The 19,889-nt window shown below is 43.7% G+C and carries 18 protein-coding genes and 1 tRNA gene; 10 read left to right on the forward strand and 9 right to left on the reverse strand.

Going from position 1 to position 19,889, the window contains the following annotated elements:
- Positions 1-4: 4 nt before the first annotated feature.
- The 3 genes from H9628_RS10880 (at position 5) to H9628_RS10890 (ending at position 1,189) form a co-directional block, all read left to right on the forward strand.
- Complete coding sequence (locus tag H9628_RS10880) at positions 5-502, forward strand: GNAT family N-acetyltransferase (protein WP_251834169.1); 498 nt, start codon at positions 5-7, stop codon at positions 500-502.
- A gap of 79 nt (positions 503-581) precedes the next feature.
- A complete protein-coding gene (locus H9628_RS10885; RefSeq protein ID WP_251834170.1) occupies positions 582-818 on the forward strand; it encodes a hypothetical protein in 237 nt (78 codons plus the stop codon).
- 137 nt (positions 819-955) lie between these two features.
- Positions 956-1,189: a hypothetical protein gene (locus H9628_RS10890; protein ID WP_251834171.1), complete on the forward strand. Its 234-nt coding sequence runs from the start codon at positions 956-958 to the stop codon at positions 1,187-1,189.
- An 85-nt stretch (positions 1,190-1,274) separates the two neighbouring features.
- Here the strand turns inward: H9628_RS10890 and alaS are convergent, their stop codons facing one another.
- Complete coding sequence (alaS, locus tag H9628_RS10895; protein WP_251834172.1) at positions 1,275-3,941, reverse strand: alanine--tRNA ligase; 2,667 nt, start codon at positions 3,939-3,941, stop codon at positions 1,275-1,277.
- A gap of 178 nt (positions 3,942-4,119) precedes the next feature.
- Between alaS and H9628_RS10900 the strand changes: the two genes are divergently transcribed.
- The 3 genes from H9628_RS10900 to H9628_RS10910 all read left to right on the forward strand — a co-directional run bounded on the left by H9628_RS10900 (position 4,120) and on the right by H9628_RS10910 (position 6,735).
- Positions 4,120-4,971, forward strand: a complete 852-nt coding sequence (locus H9628_RS10900; RefSeq protein ID WP_251834173.1) for a transketolase — start codon at positions 4,120-4,122, stop codon at positions 4,969-4,971.
- Between the two features lie 168 nt (positions 4,972-5,139).
- Positions 5,140-6,087 (forward strand): transketolase family protein, encoded by a 948-nt coding sequence (locus H9628_RS10905; RefSeq protein WP_251834174.1) that lies wholly within the window; start codon positions 5,140-5,142, stop codon positions 6,085-6,087.
- Positions 6,088-6,195: 108 nt separating this feature from the next.
- Positions 6,196-6,735 (forward strand): DUF488 domain-containing protein, encoded by a 540-nt coding sequence (locus H9628_RS10910; protein ID WP_251834175.1) that lies wholly within the window; start codon positions 6,196-6,198, stop codon positions 6,733-6,735.
- Between the two features lie 61 nt (positions 6,736-6,796).
- Here the strand turns inward: H9628_RS10910 and ric are convergent, their stop codons facing one another.
- The 5 genes from ric to H9628_RS10935 form a co-directional block, all read right to left on the reverse strand.
- On the reverse strand, positions 6,797-7,510 hold the full coding sequence (ric, locus tag H9628_RS10915) for an iron-sulfur cluster repair di-iron protein (protein ID WP_251834176.1): 714 nt from the start codon (positions 7,508-7,510) through the stop codon (positions 6,797-6,799).
- 115 nt (positions 7,511-7,625) lie between these two features.
- Positions 7,626-8,060: an RrF2 family transcriptional regulator gene (locus H9628_RS10920; protein ID WP_251834177.1), complete on the reverse strand. Its 435-nt coding sequence runs from the start codon at positions 8,058-8,060 to the stop codon at positions 7,626-7,628.
- Positions 8,061-8,064: 4 nt separating this feature from the next.
- Positions 8,065-8,439, reverse strand: coding sequence for a hypothetical protein (locus H9628_RS10925; protein ID WP_251834178.1), 375 nt, complete (start codon positions 8,437-8,439; stop codon positions 8,065-8,067).
- 68 nt (positions 8,440-8,507) lie between these two features.
- On the reverse strand, positions 8,508-8,978 hold the full coding sequence (locus tag H9628_RS10930) for an Lrp/AsnC family transcriptional regulator (RefSeq protein ID WP_012782105.1): 471 nt from the start codon (positions 8,976-8,978) through the stop codon (positions 8,508-8,510).
- Positions 8,979-9,108: 130 nt separating this feature from the next.
- Entirely contained in the window at positions 9,109-13,881 is a 4,773-nt protein-coding gene (locus H9628_RS10935; protein WP_251834179.1) for a translocation/assembly module TamB domain-containing protein, read from the reverse strand.
- 4 nt (positions 13,882-13,885) lie between these two features.
- Between H9628_RS10935 and tsaD the strand changes: the two genes are divergently transcribed.
- Positions 13,886-14,926, forward strand: a complete 1,041-nt coding sequence (gene tsaD / locus H9628_RS10940; protein WP_251834180.1) for a tRNA (adenosine(37)-N6)-threonylcarbamoyltransferase complex transferase subunit TsaD — start codon at positions 13,886-13,888, stop codon at positions 14,924-14,926.
- A gap of 5 nt (positions 14,927-14,931) precedes the next feature.
- The gene (locus tag H9628_RS10945; RefSeq protein ID WP_251834181.1) at positions 14,932-15,624 is read left to right on the forward strand and encodes an RsmE family RNA methyltransferase; all 693 of its coding nucleotides are present in this window, start codon (positions 14,932-14,934) and stop codon (positions 15,622-15,624) included.
- On the opposite strand, the gene H9628_RS10950 is transcribed toward H9628_RS10945, so the two are convergent.
- On the reverse strand, positions 15,611-16,279 hold the full coding sequence (locus H9628_RS10950) for a TrmH family RNA methyltransferase (protein WP_251834182.1): 669 nt from the start codon (positions 16,277-16,279) through the stop codon (positions 15,611-15,613). The genes H9628_RS10945 and H9628_RS10950 overlap by 14 nt on opposite strands.
- A gap of 239 nt (positions 16,280-16,518) precedes the next feature.
- Here H9628_RS10950 and H9628_RS10955 point away from each other — a divergent pair, with 239 nt between their 5' ends.
- Positions 16,519-17,544, forward strand: a complete 1,026-nt coding sequence (locus tag H9628_RS10955; RefSeq protein ID WP_251834183.1) for an asparaginase — start codon at positions 16,519-16,521, stop codon at positions 17,542-17,544.
- A 69-nt stretch (positions 17,545-17,613) separates the two neighbouring features.
- Positions 17,614-17,700 (forward strand) — tRNA-Ser (locus H9628_RS10960).
- A 32-nt stretch (positions 17,701-17,732) separates the two neighbouring features.
- Here H9628_RS10960 and H9628_RS10965 read toward each other — a convergent pair.
- A complete protein-coding gene (locus H9628_RS10965; RefSeq protein ID WP_251834184.1) occupies positions 17,733-18,761 on the reverse strand; it encodes an NAD(P)/FAD-dependent oxidoreductase in 1,029 nt (342 codons plus the stop codon).
- 58 nt (positions 18,762-18,819) lie between these two features.
- Positions 18,820-19,698, reverse strand: a complete 879-nt coding sequence (gene porN / locus H9628_RS10970) for a type IX secretion system ring subunit PorN/GldN (RefSeq protein ID WP_251834245.1) — start codon at positions 19,696-19,698, stop codon at positions 18,820-18,822.
- Between the last annotated feature and the right edge of the window lie 191 nt (positions 19,699-19,889).

Below are 19,889 nucleotides of genomic sequence, written 5' to 3' on the forward strand. Positions count from 1 at the left end.
CAGCATGGATATTATATTTCAAAAAGCAAGCGAAAAAGAAGTGGCACTGATTCAGTATCTCGCGGAAAGATCCTGGCGCAGCGCATACCGCGAGATCCTTTCTGCGGAACAGATCGATTATATGCTTGCTGAGATGTATTCAGAATCAGAACTTATCAACCAACTTCAAACCTTTGAATATCAATATTACATTATTATTTTCGAAGGAAACGCGGTTGGATTTATGGGATTTGAACTGCATTATGAATCGAATACCACGAAACTTCACCGCTTATATCTGGTTCCGGAAGTTATTGGGAAAGGCCTCGGAAAAGCTTCCATTTCATTTTTAAAAGCAAGAGTTTCGGAGTTTGGCGACCAACGGATCATATTGAATGTGAACAAGAACAATCCGGCAAAGAAAATCTACGATTCCCAGGGTTTTAGAGTATATGGTGAAGCCGTTATTGACATCGGAAAAGGTTTCGTGATGAATGACTATATGATGGAACACCATCTTTAACGCCCTTTTTAATCTTCCCGGAAAAAATATTTGGTACAGTTTTAGAAAGTATCGCTTTATAACATAAAAAAATAAAGCTATGATACGTACAGACCTACTCACCAAGATAAAATTTTTCGCAGTTTCACTTTTTCTTACATTCACTTCTCTAGTGCTAACCGCACAGGAACGTGGCGCCGATTTCTCGGTAGAAGCCGAAGACCAGGGCAAAGGTCCCGGAGCCGAAAGTTTCATGAGCAACCCGCTGCTTTTGGTTGTTGGTGCATTGATTTTGGTCACTGCTGTGGTATTTATCCTTAAAGGAAGAAAAAAATAATCAAAATTCAAATATGGCCGTAACCTCTTTGGTTGCGGCATTTTTTATTTAAAATTAGATATTCAAAAAAATCACATCACCCAATTTTGGTACGCTTTTAGAATATCTCAGTTCATAACATTTAAAAAAATAAAATTATGACACGCGCTAACCTACTTACGAAAATCCAGTTTTTTACATTGGCAATCATTGCAAATTTTGCCACCATTTTAGTTAAGGCTCAGGAAGGAGCTGCCGACCTGAATGTGGATGTAGATGTAGACAAAGGCGGCGCAGCGTGGATGAGCAACCCACTGGTTTGGGTAATCGGTGCGCTGGTTCTTATCGTAATCATCGCCTTGGTTGCAAGAGGCGGCGGAAACAGAGAATAATTTCGATCACCAATTCATATTAACACGGAAATCCCGAACAGCATGTCTGTCCGGGATTTTTTTATTACTGTAAGTATTGATTTCTTTAAATTTCCAAAGCTTTCTGGTAAGCGGCATCAATGCCCGCCAGGTTTTTACCTCCGGCTGTGGCAAACCCCGGATTACCGCCGCCGCCGCCCTGTATCTCTTTGGCCAGTTCTTTTACAATATTTCCGGCATGGTATGTACTTTCAAGGTCTGAAGAAACACCCACCGTGATCATCGGTTTATCTCCGGCGTCTGAAATAATGATAATGATTGAACTCGGCACCTCTTTTTTAAGCTGAAACACGATGTCTTTTACACTTCCGGCTTCCAGTGAGGCTTTCTTCACCAAACGTTTATGGTCACCTTTTTCTATAAAGTCGTTTTTCCAGGTGGCCGTTTCGCCCTGCGCCTTTTCTTTTTTGAGTGATTCGATTTCTGCTTTTAATGCCGAATTCTCCGAAATTAATTTCTCAACCGATTTTACAAGGTCTTTAGATTTCAGAAGTTGTGAGATTTCGCTGAGCTGCAGCTCAAGATTCTGGAAATATTCCGCAGATTTATCTCCGGAAATCGCTTCGATACGACGGATTCCCGCGGCTGTAGAAGATTCGGAAACAATTTTGAAATGCCCAATCTCGCCGGTAGATTTCACGTGTGTACCGCCGCAAAGTTCTTTTGAACTTCCAAATTGTATCATACGAACGGTGTCACCATATTTCTCGCCGAAAAGGGCCATTGCACCTTTCGCCATTGCTTCCGCAACCGGAATATCGCGGTATTCCTCCAGCGCAATATTTTCCTTTATTTTTTGATTCACCTTCTGCTCTACCAGTTTCAATTCATCCTCGCTAAGTTTGGCAAAGTGCGAAAAGTCGAAACGCAGATATTCCGGTCCTACAAACGAACCTTTTTGCTCTACATGCGTTCCTAAAACTTCTCTCAGCGCTTCGTGAAGAAGATGCGTCACTGAGTGGTTTGCCTGGGTATTGCGACGCTCGCCCGTATTTACTTTCGCATAAAAAACAGCGCCGGCATCTTTAGGCAAATCTTTTATCAGTGAAATAATCAGGTTATTTTCTTTTTTGGTTTCAAGGATTTCTATTAAATCTTCTGAAACGTTTAAATCTGCACTGAAATAAAGTTCAGGTTTCGCAATGTTAAATCCTTCAGCATAACTTGGAACCAACAGACCTTTATCGCCTACCTGGCCGCCACCTTCCGGATAAAACGGACTTTTAGACAATACAATTTGGTAATATTCACCGTCTTTATTTTCAATTTTTCGGTATCGCGTGATGTAGGTTTCGGTTTCCGTTTGGTCATAACCTACGAACTGTTGCTCTTTTTCCTCCAGTATTACCCAATCGTAAACTTTCTGCGCCGACGATTTTTTCGAGCGTTCTTTCTGCTTCGCCATTTCTTCATTAAAGCCTGCTTCGTCCACGGTCAAACCTTTTTCTTCCGCGATGATCCTTGAAAGGTCTGCAGGAAAACCGTAAGTATCGTAAAGTTCAAAAACCGCCGCGCCCGGAAGCGACTTTTCACTTTTCGAAAGGGTATCATTAATGACTAAATCAATCCTTTTCAGGCCCAATTCAATCGTTTTCAAAAACGAGATTTCTTCCTCTTTTATTACCTCAGTCACGAGTTTCTGCTGACGGCTGAGTTCCGGGAAGAAACCGCCCATCTCGTTACTAAGCACAGCCACCAACTCGAATAAAAACGCTTCTTTCATTCCTAAAAAACGGTAGGAATAAGAGATTGCGCGACGCAGTATCCGGCGGATCACATAGCCCGCGCCGCCGTTCGAAGGCAGCTGTCCATCGGCAATGGCAAATGCCACCGCACGGATATGATCTACAACCACACGGATCGCGATATCTTTTTCGTCAGCCAGAATTCCGGTATATCTAAGTCCTGAAAGTTGCTCTACCTTTTCAATCAGCGGCGTGAAAACATCGGTGTCATAATTGGAAGTCTTTCGCTGAAGTGCCATACACAGACGTTCGAAACCCATTCCGGTATCCACGTGCTGTGCCGGAAGTTTTTCGAGTGTCCCGTCTGCTTTCCGGTTAAATTCCATGAAAACCAAATTCCAGATTTCCACTACCTGTGGGTGATCATTATTCACGAGTTCGAGCGCTGAAACCGACTTTTTTTCCTCTTCAGTACGAAGGTCCACGTGAATTTCTGAGCACGGTCCGCATGGTCCGCTCTCACCCATTTCCCAGAAATTATCTTTTTTATTGCCGTTGATGATACGGCTTTCGTCTACATGTTTTTTCCAGAAATCATACGCATCCTGGTCGCGCGCAAGATCTTCTGAGGCATCGCCTTCAAAAATAGTCACATAAAGATCCTCTTTCGGAATTTTATAAACTTCCGTAAGAAGCTCCCAGGCAAAATCAATTGCATCTTTCTTGAAATAATCGCCAAAAGACCAGTTGCCCAGCATTTCAAACATCGTGTGGTGATACGTATCACGACCTACATCATCCAGATCATTATGCTTACCGGAAACACGCAGACATTTTTGCGTATCAGCGATCCGTGGTGCTTTTGGTTCCTTATAACCCAAAAAATAATCTTTAAACTGCGTCATCCCGCTGTTCGAGAACATCAGCGTGGGATCATCTTTGAGCACGATAGGGGCAGATGGCACGATAAGATGATTTTTTGCCTTGAAAAAATCTAAAAACTGCTGGCGGATCTGTTGTGAAGTCATAGTAAGCAATTGGATAATGGCTAAGTTTGAATGTGCGCAAATTTAATGATTTTTGACGGAGTTTTCACGCGCCGCCCGGTAGATTCAAAATATCCCGCGGAACTGGAATTTATCAGTCTAAAACTGCCGCTTAAACGCACTAAAATTCGTAAATTCGCCTCCAAACAAATCATACATAATGAGCAAAAGTATTGAAGAGCTGAAATCTCTTGCAACACAGATTAGAAGGGACATTATTCGAATGGTACACGCAGTGAATTCCGGTCATCCCGGTGGAAGTTTGGGCTGTACCGAATACTTTACCGCCCTCTACGGAAAAGTGATGAATTATAAGCTTCCGTTCACTATGGAAGGAAAAGATGAAGATCTTTTTTTCCTTTCAAACGGGCATATTTCACCGGTTTTCTATTCCACTCTCGCACGTTTCGGGTTTTTTCCGGTAGAGGAACTTAAGACTTTCCGAAAACTCAACACAAGACTTCAGGGTCACCCTACTACCCATGAAGGTCTGCCGGGTGTGCGCGTTGCTTCCGGATCGCTGGGGCAGGGACTTTCGGTAGCTGTAGGTGCGGCGCTCGCAAAGAAAATGGATGGCGACAAGTCGCTTGTCTATACGCTTCATGGCGACGGAGAACTGCAGGAAGGCCAGATTTGGGAAGCCCTGATGTTCGCTGCTCATAACAAAGTTGATAATCTGATCTCCACGATCGATTACAACAACCGCCAGATTGACGGAGATGTAGATGATGTTTTAAGTTTAGGAGATTTACATGCAAAACTCGAAGCTTTCGGCTGGAAGGTTTTGAACGAGAAAAACGGCAACGATATGGAGGCCGTAATAGCAATCCTGGAAAAAGCAAAATCTGAGACCGGCAACGGAAAACCTGTCGTGATCATCCTCAATACGGAAATGGGCTTTGGAATTGATTATATGATGGGCTCACACGCTTGGCACGGGAAAGCGCCGAACGATGAGCAACTTGCACTGGGTATCAAGCAACTTTACCTGGAAGCACCGGCGGATTACTAATTTTTTTTGGGCAGACATTTCCGCCCTCCGCTCCCGCTTTTTTACCTGCCGGCTTCGCCATCAGATAAAAAGAGCTCCGCTCAGGTCGGGCTGTAGAAAGATTATCATTCAGAAGACCTCTCCTACATCAAACATCCGGAGAAAATCCGGAAAACAACCAAGAATCAAATGAAATATACATACACAGAAAAAAAAGATACACGAAGCGGATTTGGCGCCGGTTTAGCTGAACTGGCTGATAAAAACCCAAACGTCGTTGCCCTTTGCGCAGACCTCATCGGCTCGCTTAAAATGGAAAAATTCATCGAGAAAGCACCCGAAAGATTCATCCAGGTCGGTATTGCAGAAGCAAACATGATGGGCATCGCGGCCGGACTTACCATCAACGGAAAAATTCCGTTCACGGGGACGTTCGCCAACTTTTCTACATCCAGAGTTTATGACCAGATTCGTCAGTCAATCGCCTATTCAAACAAAAACGTGAAGATCTGTGCTTCGCATGCAGGCCTTACATTAGGTGAAGACGGCGCGACGCACCAGGTTTTGGAAGATATCGGGATGATGAAGATGCTTCCGGGAATGACGGTTATTAACACTTGCGACTATAACCAGACCAAAGCTGCAACTTTAGCAATCGCCGATTTTGAGGGCCCGGTTTATCTGAGATTCGGCCGTCCGGTGGTTCCGGTTTTCATTCCGGAAGATATGCCGTTTGAAATCGGTAAGGGAATTATGCTGCAGGAAGGAACAGACGTGACCATCGTCGCTACCGGGCATTTGGTTTGGGAATCTTTGGTAGCAGCTGACGAACTTGAGAAAGAAGGCATATCATGCGAAGTGATCAACATTCACACAATCAAACCACTGGACGAAGAAATCATACTGAAATCAGTGAAAAAAACCGGTAAGATCGTAACCGCTGAAGAACACAATTATTTAGGCGGTTTAGGCGAGTCTGTTGCCGGAATGCTCGCCCGTAAAAGACCTACAATTCAGGAATTCGTGGCGGTAAATGATACTTTCGGTGAATCTGCTACGCCTGCGGAACTGATGAAAAAGTACAATATTGACGCTGAAGCGGTGAAAAACGCAGTGAAAAAAATTATGGCAAGATAATTCCATTTATTTTTGAAAATAAAGCACGTCTTTTTTGGCGTGCTTTTTTTGTGCCTGATCGCGCCAAAAATTTTAGTGCTAGCTTTACTGCAATCAATCTTAAGGTATATGGACAAAAATACCGTTTATACTATCGGACATTCCACGAGATCATTTGAGGAGTTCTTAGCCTTGCTTAATTCTTTCGGCATCAAAGTACTAGCCGACATCCGCAAAATGCCGGGCTCGCGGAAGTTACCTCACTTTGATCAGGAACAACTCCGGAAAAATTTAAACGAAAACGACGTCGAATATGTTTATCTGGAAGATCTCGGCGGACGGCGAAAACAATTGAAAACCTCCAAAAACACGGCGTGGCGCAACAAATCGTTTCAGGCGTATGCAGACTATATGGAGACGGAAACTTTTGAAAGCGGGGCCGAAAGCCTAAAATTACTGGCCGACGATAAACCAACAGCGATGATGTGTTCCGAAGCGGTTTGGTGGCGCTGTCACCGTTCGCTGGTTTCAGATTATCTGAAAGCGCAGGGCTGGAAAGTTTTACACATTATGTCTGAAGGTAAAGCCACTGAGCACCCTTATACTTCACCGGCAAAAGTGCATGACGGTAAATTAACATACGGCAGCGACGATGTTTCTACCAACTAAAAAACCGTTCCAACTGTAATGCTGAAACGGTTTCGTCAAATTAAACAATTAAAAAAATAACTTAGAATGTCTTTTCAAGCTCAATCGCTTTCGGGAACAGAATGTTGTTTTCAAGGTGAATATGTTTATGAAGATCGTTCTCAAAATCTTCAAGCATACGGAAGGTTACCTGATATGTACCGCAAGCGTCCACCGGGAATTGGTATCCGTTCGTAAGTTCAGAAATCTTTTCGAAACGGTCTCCTTCAGCCTCGTGTTCGTCTTTCATCATCGCAACGGGATTCTCTACAGTTCCGAAATGCGGTTGAACTAGTACTTCTCCGCTGCGTTTTGCTGCCACCATTTTACGGATGAACGGGAACAGGATAAGTTCCTCTTTTTTCATGTGGGCTCCTAAATCCTGCGCGCTTTCGAGGAAAAGTCTGTTGATCTCAAACAACTCCGGATGTCTGTCACCATGCACTTTGCAAAGCTTGTTGAGGTACGGAATCAGCATCGCCGTCTTTTCCTCCACATAGCGGTGATGTGTTTTCTCAACGTAATCTGCAAGCAGGTCCAGCGGCCAGGACGTAAAGTCGATATCTTCAGATTTTTGGGTGGAAATTTCTTCAAGTTCGCGGTAGAGCGTTTCCGGTTCTACTTTTTTGTTTTCGCAGGCCTCTTCGATCGTGCGGCCACCTTTACAACAAAAGTCGATATGGTATTTTTTAAAGATCTGCGCAGTTCTGAAATTTTCTGCAACGTAATCGCCTATGGTTTTTTCTTGGGTCAGCATTGTATGTGGTTTAATAATTATAGAGCAAATTTACACATACTTTTTAATTCGGACAAATTTATCCTATTATATTTTAGAGGATTAAAGAAGTGATTTTTGACATGAATTTTTAGGGTTAATTACGTAGCCAGGCCAGGCCGTTTTCGGTTTGTGCAGCCAGATCCTTAAAAGTGTGCTTCTGCGTCATTTCAAAGAGTTTCTCGCGCACAACTTTGAAATCATCATGAACCGGACAGGGATTTTCACCTGAACAGTGATGTAAACCGAGGCCACACTTAGTAAAAAGACCGTCACCATCGATTAGCCGTACCACATCAAAGATCCGATGTCTCGCCTGCTTTTCAGTGTCGAAGAAAAATCCCCCCTGCTTTCCGCGCACTGACTGTAAAATACCGCCACGACACAGAACCTGCAAAATCTTGGCTGTGAAAGCTACAGGTGCATCGATCGAAAGCGATACATCCTTCACATTCACGGTACGTTGCTGCTGGCTTTGCTGCGCGATATAGATGGCAGCTTTTATGGCGTATTCGCAGGCTTTAGAAAACATGATTTTATTTGAAAAATTTCCATTTCGGGATGAAGGCCAGTAATCCAACCGTTATGTACAGGAAGAGATTGGTCACATCCGTGTACAGAAATGTGCTGAGATAATAGTTGTGCAGCAGAAAATGCAGTACAACGACAGCCGGGAAAAGATAGGCGCCTATCTTACGATACATGAAAATGAGCGCAAGCCCGACGATCATGAGAAGATCGGTTAAAAAGATCAGTACAAAATAAAAATCAGGAATCCCAAGTTCGGCTTTCTGTAGATACTCATCAAAATCAATACCTGCACCCATCAGGCTGAAAAGCAGCAGTGCTGCGAGTGAAAGCAGGAAACCTATGTCCTTTTTTGGGCTTTCGTCCGCAAATTCGTCATTCATAGTGTAAAAATAACGAAACTTTTGATAGGCATCAAAAGTTTCGCATGTAATAAGATTGTCAATGTAATTTAGATAGAAACAGCGTCGATCAGACGGTTTTTATCAGACATGTATTCCTGCATCGAGATCATACTTTCTGTACGCATCACGTCCTGGATATCATCGATCTGATAGATAATTCGCTTTGCATCTTCGGTATTTTTCGCACGGACTTTACAGAAAATGTTATACTTTCCGGAGATCACGCTGGCCTCGATTACGTTCGGAATGGTAGTAAGTTCCTTTAAAACTTCCTGTGTTCGGTTACTTTTTGTAAGCAGAATGCCGATAAATGCGGTAAAATGATAATCAAGTTTTGCGTAATCGATATTAAGCGAAGAGCCTAAAATAATTCCGGCATCTTCCATCTTTTTTACACGCACGTGAATTGTACCCGCTGAAACCTCCATTTGCTTAGCGATTTCTGTGAAAGGCATACGGGTATTTTCAACTAAAAAATCCAGGATTTTTTTATCTATTTCGTCTAACTGATAGTTCATTGTTAAATATTGTAAGATTGATAATTTTCGATTAATAATTTTGCAAATTTACAAATAAATATTAATACTAAAAAATTTCATTTCTTTTTAACAACTTTTAACGCTTTATTATGTATTAGCTAGGATATCCCTATTTTAACGTATCTTTTATAGAGGAATCGTTTTTAGTATCGCCAGTTTCCTGCACGGCTTTTTTACTTTTCTGTTTCCTTTTAAAGATTGTATTGAAACTTTTACTGTACACAACCCCAACTCCATAGCTTTGATTAGCACCCGCATTTGCAGCTCCCGCACCGTTCAGCCCGATATTGGTAGGTTTTGAATAAGCCCTAAGCAAACGCGTTCCGTCATTTTTCTTAGACCAGTCATATTCTATAATACCCTCGCCCGAAAGATAATCTACATTGGTATTTTCGCTTTTTGTGATCGGTATTCCCAGGCCGGTTTTCACCGTGACGCGCGGTGAAAGTGCGAAACTTACACTCGCATTGGCCCGGTCGCCACTGTTTGAATTGGTGTCACCTTTCAAATAATTCAAATCCACCTGAAACTCATTGCTGATTTGGTTAAGAACGGATCCAAGTTGCTTGAAAAGCATATTGTAGCCGGATGTCTCCAGCGTATTTCCCAGATTGATATCGAAAGCCGAATTCCCCACATTGAAACTGTTCATCACCAACACCGATCCAAACTGAATGATTTTTTCATCCTCATTGCTCATTTTCTCGGCTAAAGTTTCACGCAGACTGCTCGAAACGTCCTGTGCAGATACGCCAAGTTCAATCTTAGGATTGTTCAGGGTCTGTGTGATCTTCGTAGAAAGAAGAACATTGATCGGCTGCAGGCTTCCCATATTCAGATATGCGCCGGCGTTGCTCACCGTGCGGAGGTAGGTTGCATTTATATCCAGCTCGGGCGACATAGCATCACCGTCCCAGCGTATGCTGCTGTTTTTGGTAATTTGGAAGGTACGGTTGAGGATGGCTTTTGACACAAAAGTCCCGCTGTCCACAAAATAATCGCCGTTCATCGCGATGGTTCCCGTACGAGCCATTCTGAATCTTAATTTTTCCGCTACACCACGAACGGTAATATCACCGATATCATCGCCTACAAGCACATTCACGGTTGTGCCGCGGTCTAATGAAATGGTGAAATCAACGTTTATGTTTGCGCTCGAACGCGGTCTCTCCTCGGCAGTTACGATCCCGGAATCATCACGTTTTAGGAAGCGTAGCATCTTAAATTCCTCCACATTTGAAGTGGAATTAGAATTAAATGTAAATACGCTGTTGTTCAGAGCAGTCATCTCAGGTGTGGAGATGTTCAGCGCTGAAACCGGCCCGTCAACATAGAGTGTTCCCGAACCATACACACGGCCCCAAAAGAGGTCGTTATCTTTTTGAGTTGTGTTTAGAAGCATTAGATTATCCGCACGCATCACAAGGTTGACACCCATCGATGAAAGCGTTTGAAACTGAATCGCCCCGGAAATCGAGCCACTTGAGTTGCCGCGGCCGTCTTTCACACCGATGTCATTGAGGATGGCAAGTCCGCGGGAAAGCGAAATCACCGTATCGTCCAGCGAATAATCTACGCCTGTGAAATTCAGTTTTAAACCAAAATCCTTCACCGCGATGTCACCACTGTAATCAAGGTTAGCCAATGCACCCGAAATCTTCAGGTCACCCGAGGCTTTTCCGCGCAGATTGCCGAACACACCTTTCACGAATTCCTGTGCGAAAGCGAGGTCAAAATCATTGAGGTTGGCCGTAACATCCATCGTTGGCGACGAAGTATTATTATTAATGGTTCCCGAAAGGAAAAGTGAATTATTTCCAATGATTCCCGCTGATACGACACGTGCCTCGACATCGAAAACATTAGGAACAGTACTTTGTTTCGCCGAAATCACCACATTGCCCATGTCATTACCATTCATCATGATATCGGTAATATTCAGATCGATCAGCGGCTGCAGATTGTTACGGTTCATTTTGATGTCAAAAGTACCGTTCGCTGTGCCCTGCATCGCCATGCTGTTGTCTGTGTTCATCAGCGCAAATACTTTCGCGATGTCCAGATTCCGCACTTCGCCCGCGGCCGAAAAATCTTTCGCAGACTTAAAGACCGCGTTGCTTAGCAACAGTTCGCTGCTGTCTGAGTAGAGCCGCAGATTCTGCACAAGGAAATCACCAGCCTGCCGCCTGTAGGTTATTGAGTGATTCATTGCGGCGCTGGTATCCACGTTCCATTCCACATCATTGAATTTCACGGCGGTAGGTTCAAAGCGGAACACATAGTCACCGGCGGCATTGGTAGATTGGTTCAGATTTACGGCATACTGCTTCATGGTCTGCTTCACTTCATCTTCGGGGGACCCATGTCTGAATGAAGCCGCGATGTGCAGCACCTGATTATTTTCGTTCCGCCCGCTCAGGGTGATGTCTTTTAAGATATTCGTGTTGTACTCTACCCTACCAATTCTCGCAAATATCTGTTCGTCAAGATTTGCTGTATTGATACGCACCATCAGACTGTCGACCATTGCGCTGTCTTTTGTAACTCTGTCGCGATCCGTAATGCGGTAGGCCGGATTGGAAGCAGCCAGAGCGCGGTCTGCCTCGGTGATTTCCTGCTTTTTGGTCATCACATATTTCAATGTCTGTGCGTCAACATTTAAAATCAAATTATTTGATGTACCATCAAAAGAACCATAAACCGAGGTCCCGCGCGGAATTTCAAGATTAGGCTCAAAATAATTCACCAAACCCTGGCTCACCGCAAAATCCATGGTGAAATACTGTCCGCGGTAGATTTTACGCGGTGGCGGACCCACCAAAATCTTTCCGAGACCGTTCTGTATCATTCCTGTAAGGTCTGCAAGATTGTAACGGCCGGAAATTTGCCCGCGCACGGCACCCGGCGCATCTACTGATACAATGCGGTTTCCGTTCTGCACATACGCTTTCACGCTTGCGTTCGGAATTCCGTAGTTTTGGTTACCGCTGGCGAAATTCACGTTCCGAAGATCCGCATCCAGATTTAGGTCGTTCAGATTTGTCATCGAGATTTTGCCGTCAACAAAACCGCTCACAATCTGATTCCCGGAACCTCCGGTGAAATAATTAAGATTTAAATATTTCACATCAGCCTTCACGTCCGCGGCCAGCCTACTCGTTTTAAAATCGATAAATCCATTGACAGTACCTTTGGCCTGATCGTCATTCAGCGTTACCAAACCTTTATAAGTACGGTGATCCAGCACGCCGTCAAGAAAAACATTATTAATCTCGCGGTTCATGATCTCAATCTTCGAGATTTGAGAACGGGTGCGGATTTTCATCGTATTCACATCGAAACTTTGGCCCTGCAGATTAAATTTGCCGGAAATCAGTCCGACCTGCGGCATTTTGGTGATAACTGTTGTGTTCAGATCGTTTACTTCCGCGTAGCCGCGATATTTCGGCACATTTGTACTGAAATCATCGAGGTAGAAATTACTTATTTTCGCCTGTCCGATGCCTGTGATCAGTCTCGCATTAGGCACGTACACCTGTTTCGGAGTTACACGCACGGCACCGTTGTATTTTAACCTGCCAAAATCATCGGCGAAATTTTTCATTTTTGTGGAAATGAAGGTCGGCATCATCGCTTTCAGGTCTTTATACGTGAAATCGGTGGCCAGTGTGTTGGTCTCAATCTGGAAATTACCTTTTAGGATGTTGGCTACCTTCATCGTATTGGTACGGATATTCACCCGCTGATTTCTCACAAGGAAATCATTCAGATAAAAACGGTTTAGCGGGCCCGTCATATTACCTGAGATATTGATTGGTTTATAATTATCCCAATTGGTAACGAAATAACTTATGTCATAACCACTGATCTGGCTTCCGGGCTTCAATGAAAGATCCCAGCGCACGCGATCAGCAAAATCTGCCCACGATCCGTTGTTCAGATTAAATTTAATATCGCCTTGCAGGAGCGAATTATCCGTATTCAGCGTAAGGTCTTTAAGTGAAAGAAAACGCTTGGTCAATGCCAGATCCGCGGCGAAAGTATCTACATAATGCTTTTTTCCCCAGCGCTCCGTGGTGAAACGAAGATTGTTGATCTGTGCAAATACGTTCGAGCCGTTTACCCGCAGTTCGGGTACAATAAGGTTAAGATTTTCTGCCGTGAGCCATTTTCCCGCCTCGCCACCTGTATTTTGGTTGATGATTGAAACCTTAGAATCTGTAATATATACGCGCGATTTCAGCTGGAAAGGTTCGCGGCGCGGAGTAGTGGGCGTGGGCGTATTAAACAAATCCACGAAACGCACAAAATTCGAGATGCTGTCTCCTTTGTATGTAATCACTTTCAGATCCATTTTCTTCAGTGACAAAGACTGGAACTGCATATTCCGCGAGTTGCTGATAATCGAAAACCAATCTGAATCTGCATAAAGCTCCTCCGCTTTCAGAAACTGAAAATTTTTATGGTCTTTGATCCCGACTTTATGAATGTGGATGTCGCCGAAATAGTTGACATCTACGCTTTCAAAAGACATTTGGGAATTAAGGTCTTTATTCAGTTTGGCGATCACCTTCTGTGCCGCCCAGTTTTTAGTGGAAGGCAAACTGATAAGTACAAGAACGGAAGTAATGATGAAAAGTGCGACCCAAAAAATAACGAGCAGAAGTTTTGCCCACCACTTGTAGCTGGTAACATCCTTTGCGGCCTGCCCTACGAATTCGCCGGCTGTATCTATCGGATGCTTTATCGCATCGGAGGCCAGTTGGGTAGCATCCTTTACGGTATTCTGCAGGTTGTCTACGCCCTTCTGCACGGAGTCGCCGATGTTTTCGGCTACCGATTTCTTCTCTTTGTTATCGTTATTATTATCTAAATTTGCCATTCTTATGAGCGAATCAATAATTTTAGGCATCGAATCATCTTGTGACGATACCTCGGCGGCCATCATTAAAGGAAATAAAATTCTGTCGAACATCGCAGCCAGCCAGGCAATCCATAATGAATATGGCGGCGTAGTTCCGGAGCTGGCCTCGCGCGCGCATCAGCAAAACATTATCCCCGTTGTTCACAAAGCCGTGAACAAAGCAAATATACAACAAAAAGATATTTCGGCTGTTGGTTTCACACGTGGTCCCGGGCTCTTAGGTTCGCTGCTTGTGGGAACTTCCTTCGCAAAATCGCTTTCGATGAGTCTTGGTGTGCCGTTGATTGAAGTCAATCATTTGCAGGCCCATATTTTAGCACATTTCATCGATGATGCCAATGAGAAATCGCCGGAGTTTCCTTTTCTATGTTTAACGGTTTCGGGCGGACATACGATGATAGTGCTGGTGCGCGACTATTTCGACATGGAAATCATCGGCAAAACGATCGACGACGCGGCAGGTGAAGCATTTGATAAGATCGGGAAGATATTCGGACTCGATTACCCGGCCGGACCAATCGTTGACCAACTTGCAAAAACCGGTAACGCCGATGCTTTCAAATTCAATAAACCGCGGCTTGAAAACTACAACTATTCCTTCAGCGGAATAAAAACATCTGTATTGTACTTTATCCAAAAAGAGGTGAAGAAAAACCCGGAGTTTATAACGGAAAATCTGGCTGATCTATGTGCTTCCGTGCAGAAATCTATTATTGAGATTTTGATGCTTAAAGTAGAAAAGGCTGCGAAGGATTTAAACATCAATGAAGTAGCCATCGCTGGCGGTGTTTCCGCCAATTCAGGCCTTCGGGAAGCTATGCAGCAGAATGCAGAGAAGCTTGGTTGGAACATCTACATCCCGAAATTCGAATATACAACCGATAATGCAGCAATGATTGCGATGGTTGCCAAACTGAAATTCGATAAAGGTGAATTCGCTGACCTTTCGGTATCTGCAACAGCACGGTACGATATTGAAGAAAGTTTCAAAACAAAAGATTAGCAGATATGAAACTGTTTTATGGCGAAATATTTCCGGAAGTAAAGATTAATGATGAGGAGCAAACCCACATCTCAAAAGTGCTGCGTATGCGTGATGGCGAGGAAATCTTCGTCACCGACGGAAAAGGGAATCTTGCAAAAGGAAATTTGGCTTTTGAAGGCAAGAAAATTTCATTAGACACGAGTGATATCAGGGAAAACCTGCCGAAATTTTCAACCTACCTTCATATTGCGATCGCACCGACAAAAAACATCGACAGAATTGAGTTTTTCCTCGAAAAGGCCACAGAAATGGCGGTTTCAGAAGTCAGTCTGATTCAAACTGAAAAAACAGAAAGAAAAAATCTGAACATCGATAAACTCAGAAAGCAAAGTATCGCTGCGTCAAAACAAAGTCTGAGGTTTCATTTTCCGGTGGTGAATGATTTGGTAAGGTTCTCAGATTTCATAAAAACGCTCGATCCCAAAACGACATTTGTGGCGCACTGCAACGAAAATCTGGAAAGAATTGATTTGCACGAAATAAATCCGGGAAAAAACATCACATTTTTAATTGGTCCGGAAGGCGATTTTTCAGATAAAGAAATCCAGCTTTTAGCAGAATGCGGAATCAGAGCGGTCTCTCTCGGAAATCAAAGACTCAGAACCGAAACGGCCGGCGTTTTTGTCGCTGCGTGGAACTATTTTAAGATGATGTAATCTGTTCGCGCTGATATTTCTCTAAAATCTGCGGGCCACTCGCGATAGAATTTACTGCCCATCGCAGTTTCATCTGCCAAAGTTTTTCTTCAGATAATTTATAATCAAGCCCGGATTTTATGAGCTTTTGTTTCAACTCATAAAAACAAATCGCGGCAGCCACCGAAACGTTGAAACTCCGTGTAAATCCATACATCGGAATTGCCAAAGTTTCATCAGCAAATTCCAGTATTTCTTCCGTCACACCTTCTTTTTCGGTCCCGAAAACCAAAGCTACAGGTTCTTTGATTTCGTAATCCGGCAGCATTGTCGCATTGTTTTCCGGCGAAACCGCCAGAATTTTATAGCCCCGGTTTTTAATTTGTTTTAAACTTTCCAGATTGTGTGGCAGCTTCTCTACTTCCACCCATGTTTCCGCGCCTTTCGTAACACGAAGGTTCGGGTTGAATTGGTTCTCGCTTTCCATTGCCACGATCTTATGAAAACCACACGCTTCCACCGACCGTACAATAGCCGCCGCATTGCGGAACTGAAAAATATCTTCCATCACGGGCAAGACGAAATCTGAACTTTCGGGCGCGTAATGCTCGATTTTGGCAAGCCGCTCGTCGGTAAGGAACTGTTTGATGTAATGGAAGGCGTGTTCGTGATTCATGCACCAAAAATAATGAAATTTTGTGGTGGCGCGAGCGAAGCGAGCGCCGAAAAGAGTGCTAAACAGCATAATTACTTACATCCACAAAACCGCACTCCTTATTAGAAGATATCCCGCGCCCCGGCTTGAACGGAGCTCTTTTTGCGCAGCGCAGCGCAGCAAAAAAGCGGGAGTGGAAGACGGATAAAGGCGCCCAAAGGAACATCGGAAATCTAAGTAAATAGCGTATTTTTGGATCTATGAAAAGAAAAGTTCTTCTGATCTACACCGGCGGCACCATCGGTATGGAAAAAGATTACGAAACCGGAAGCCTGCGCGCGTTCAATTTCAGCCATGTTTTTGACCGGATGCCGGAAATGAACCTCATTGAATGCGAGATCACCGTACATCCGTTCCGCAAACCGCTGGATTCATCGGACATGGGCCCGAAAGAATGGAAAAAAATCGCGACCTATATCGGAAAGAATTACGAGAACTTTGACGGCTTCCTGATCCTGCACGGCACTGACACCATGTCTTACACCGCCTCTGCACTGAGTTTCATGCTTAAAAACCTGCGCAAACCCGTGATTTTGACCGGATCCCAACTTCCGATTGGCGACCTGCGCACCGATGCCAAAGAAAACCTGCTGACAAGTCTCTATTATGCCAGTCTGTATGAAAATGACGAAGCGGTAATACAGGAAGTTACGATCTACTTTGAGTATAAACTGCTGCGCGGAAACCGAACTTTGAAATATTCTGCCGAATACTTTGACGCATATCAAAGTCCGAACTACCCTATTTTAGGACAGTCTGGCGTGCATCTGAACATTGAGAAAGATTTTTTACTTAGGCCCTCTCGTGATGCAGATTTTAACGTGGACACTCACCTTTCACAGGATGTGCTTTTCTGGCGGATCTTTCCGGGAATGCATCTCGAACATTTTGCCGAGATCCCAAGTATGAAGGTTCTGATCCTGCAGGTATTCGGGTCGGGTACGATTTTCAACACAACAAAAACTGAACAGATATTACAGTTGCTGCGCGAGCGTGGAACAGAAATCGTGGTGGTATCGCAATGTGTTTCCGGTGGGGTATCGTTCGGAAAATATACCAACTCCAATGTCTTTACAAAGGTCGGCGCGATCAGCGGCCATGACATGACAGCCGAATGCGCGATTACAAAAGCGATGCATCTGCTCGAAAATCCTTCTTACGAAGGCAGTTTTGCAGAAAACTTTAACAAAAGTCTGTGCGGTGAAGTGTCACTGGAGCATCATTAGCGACGCATTATTTAGTCTTAAAGACTTTGCAATGTGCGCAAAAAAATCTATTTTTGCAGTCTTCAATTTAGAGAGGTGTCCGAGTGGTTGAAGGAGCTACCCTGGAAAGGTAGTATATGGGTAACTGTATCGAGGGTTCGAATCCCTTCCTCTCTGCTAAAGTCCTGAAAGTTTTTTTCAGGATTTTTTTATTGGAATCTTTTCAAATCGACCTCGGGCATCAGCGGCTTGCCGTTTTCAATAAATTCAAACAGTTCTTTGCTGAAATAGCAGCCATTAAGAATTCCGCGCGCGCCAAGTCCGTTGAAAACAAAAAAGTTTGGCTTTTCCCGATGACGGCCGAGGATTGGTCGCCGGTCTTTCACGGTGGGTCGCCAGCCGTAATTCACCGCGGCAACTTCAAAATCATTTGTATAGAATTCAGCGAGTCCGTTTTTAAGTTGCGAAACAGCGGAATCATTTATTCCATTTCCGGTTTCAAATCGGTCATAAGTTCCGCCATAATAATACAAATCACCTAAAAGTGGAAACAGGAAGTGCTTTTTCTTGATTGTAAATTGATGATCTAAAGGATCGGAAAGTCTTACTTTGAGATGATGTCCTTTGTTTGGAAGTACGGGAATATCTTTGAAATAGGGATTCTGCTGAACGCCCATTCCTTCGCAGAAGACGATATTCTTAAAGCTGATATCATGATAGGTGTTAGTCTCAAGTTCTTCATGTTTAAATATTTCCTGACGCAAATGTTTATTTCCAGCCAAATATATTTTAAAATCTTCAAAAAAAGCCTTTACATCCAGTCGCGCGGAGTTTCTTACGGAACCTGCGCCAAATGGATTTTCTATATTGTCAACCGTACTTATTTCTTTATCTAAAAATGGTTGAAGTTCCGGTGTTTCCGCTTTCTTCAGCCACAGGACTCTTTCAGCTTCGTCATGAAAAATACGTCGGATGTTTTCTTTTATTAAATAGTTCCTGCCGGTGTACTTTTCGATTTCAACTAAAGTTTTCTCCAGAAAAGAGATTTGCTCCGGAGCAAGCCAGAAAGTGGTAAACCTCTTCAGGACTACAGGATTGATGATTCCAGCCGAGACTTCAGAAGCGCCCGGCTTCTCGTCTGAAAACAACAAAAAGGACTTACCCGCGGAAATAAGTTGATGTGCGAAAAAATATCCGGCATAGCCGCCCCCTACTATAATATAATCTACCTGTGACATAATTAAATAAAAAAAACCTGAGCAAAGATACTCAGGTTTAATCAAATTATGTTGTGGATTAGTAATTCCACATATCGTTTTCCATCTGCAGGATCTGCGCTTTGATTCGCTCGCTTTCTTCAAGCTGAGCATCGGCATCACGCGGGATATAATCTTTGATCACACCGTTACCCAATCCATTATCGGATTTATAAATAACCGTTGAGAAACGTCTCGCATTCAGGATGTCATCAAAAGTAATATCCGAAGAAAGGTTTTTGTTGTTGAATACTACCGAATTGGCCAAAACTTCACGTGCGTCCGGATAATACACCCAGAAAAGATCAATTAGCTCATCTTTTGACGCAATTGGCTGCCCGTCCGGACCGAACTGACCCATTGTCGACGGATCCTGACCCATCGCAGCAATACCCAGGAGACGATATTTCATCTGGCTGTCTCTTCTGTCGATATACCACATACCTTTGATCTTTAAAACCTTTACATTTTCCGTTTTGGTCTCGTACACATTGGTAAATTCACGCTTTTCCTCTTCTGTAAGTGTTCCGGATTCATTCAGTCTGTCGATACCCGCATCACTCATCACCTCATTTTTAATTCTCGCAGCAATAGCATCAGGGCTCAGACGTGTCTGGAACATTTCGTCATCATAAACCTCAGTGATGCGGCCATCATTGATCGCATCAAACAACAGCTGATAGAGTGATTTATTTTGAGAAACCAGTCCATCTTCATTATGATAGAAAGGTTGGTTGATCTTATCATTCATATCAATGATTTCCCATACCACCATGCTTTTCAGGATGTCTTTATCTTCGATAAAGCCATATTTCAACGGTGTGTTACGAACAGACACCATAGAATCTCCCTGCTGGATCATACCGGATTCGCGATACTCACGAAAAGCTTCCGGGGACTTCGCATTTAGAATAGACATGGAACGTACCGGCGCATCCGCTGGTGCGCTGCCTGCTTCCTGCTCATCAGACGAAGTATCCACTACCGGAGCGGCAGGTTCCTGTGCAGCCTGAGTTGATTGCGTGTTCGTATTGGCAGAATTTCTTTTGACCTGTGCCTGCACCTGCAGAAAACCGACTGAAAGAAATAAGAAAATGACCTTTTTCATTT

The sequence above is a fragment of the Kaistella pullorum genome (assembly GCF_014837035.1).
GTDB lineage: Bacteria > Bacteroidota > Bacteroidia > Flavobacteriales > Weeksellaceae > Kaistella > Kaistella rhinocerotis.

What these genes read in the sequence shown, in the direction of transcription:
- H9628_RS10910 (WP_251834175.1), top strand. Translation starts at nt 6,196, where the DNA reads ATGGACAAAAATACCGTTTATACTATCGGACATTCCACGAGATCATTT.
- tsaD (WP_251834180.1), top strand. Translation starts at nt 13,886, where the DNA reads ATGAGCGAATCAATAATTTTAGGCATCGAATCATCTTGTGACGATACC.
- H9628_RS10880 (WP_251834169.1), top strand. Translation starts at nt 5, where the DNA reads ATGGATATTATATTTCAAAAAGCAAGCGAAAAAGAAGTGGCACTGATT.
- H9628_RS10885 (WP_251834170.1), top strand. Translation starts at nt 582, where the DNA reads ATGATACGTACAGACCTACTCACCAAGATAAAATTTTTCGCAGTTTCA.
- H9628_RS10955 (WP_251834183.1), top strand. Translation starts at nt 16,519, where the DNA reads ATGAAAAGAAAAGTTCTTCTGATCTACACCGGCGGCACCATCGGTATG.
- H9628_RS10920 (WP_251834177.1), bottom strand. Translation starts at nt 8,060, where the DNA reads ATGTTTTCTAAAGCCTGCGAATACGCCATAAAAGCTGCCATCTATATC.
- H9628_RS10965 (WP_251834184.1), bottom strand. Translation starts at nt 18,761, where the DNA reads ATGTCACAGGTAGATTATATTATAGTAGGGGGCGGCTATGCCGGATAT.
- H9628_RS10905 (WP_251834174.1), top strand. Translation starts at nt 5,140, where the DNA reads ATGAAATATACATACACAGAAAAAAAAGATACACGAAGCGGATTTGGC.
- H9628_RS10900 (WP_251834173.1), top strand. Translation starts at nt 4,120, where the DNA reads ATGAGCAAAAGTATTGAAGAGCTGAAATCTCTTGCAACACAGATTAGA.
- H9628_RS10930 (WP_012782105.1), bottom strand. Translation starts at nt 8,978, where the DNA reads ATGAACTATCAGTTAGACGAAATAGATAAAAAAATCCTGGATTTTTTA.
- ric (WP_251834176.1), bottom strand. Translation starts at nt 7,510, where the DNA reads ATGCTGACCCAAGAAAAAACCATAGGCGATTACGTTGCAGAAAATTTC.
- H9628_RS10935 (WP_251834179.1), bottom strand. Translation starts at nt 13,881, where the DNA reads ATGGCAAATTTAGATAATAATAACGATAACAAAGAGAAGAAATCGGTA.
- H9628_RS10945 (WP_251834181.1), top strand. Translation starts at nt 14,932, where the DNA reads ATGAAACTGTTTTATGGCGAAATATTTCCGGAAGTAAAGATTAATGAT.
- alaS (WP_251834172.1), bottom strand. Translation starts at nt 3,941, where the DNA reads ATGACTTCACAACAGATCCGCCAGCAGTTTTTAGATTTTTTCAAGGCA.
- H9628_RS10950 (WP_251834182.1), bottom strand. Translation starts at nt 16,279, where the DNA reads ATGAATCACGAACACGCCTTCCATTACATCAAACAGTTCCTTACCGAC.
- H9628_RS10890 (WP_251834171.1), top strand. Translation starts at nt 956, where the DNA reads ATGACACGCGCTAACCTACTTACGAAAATCCAGTTTTTTACATTGGCA.
- porN (WP_251834245.1), bottom strand. Translation starts at nt 19,698, where the DNA reads ATGTCTATTCTAAATGCGAAGTCCCCGGAAGCTTTTCGTGAGTATCGC.
- H9628_RS10925 (WP_251834178.1), bottom strand. Translation starts at nt 8,439, where the DNA reads ATGAATGACGAATTTGCGGACGAAAGCCCAAAAAAGGACATAGGTTTC.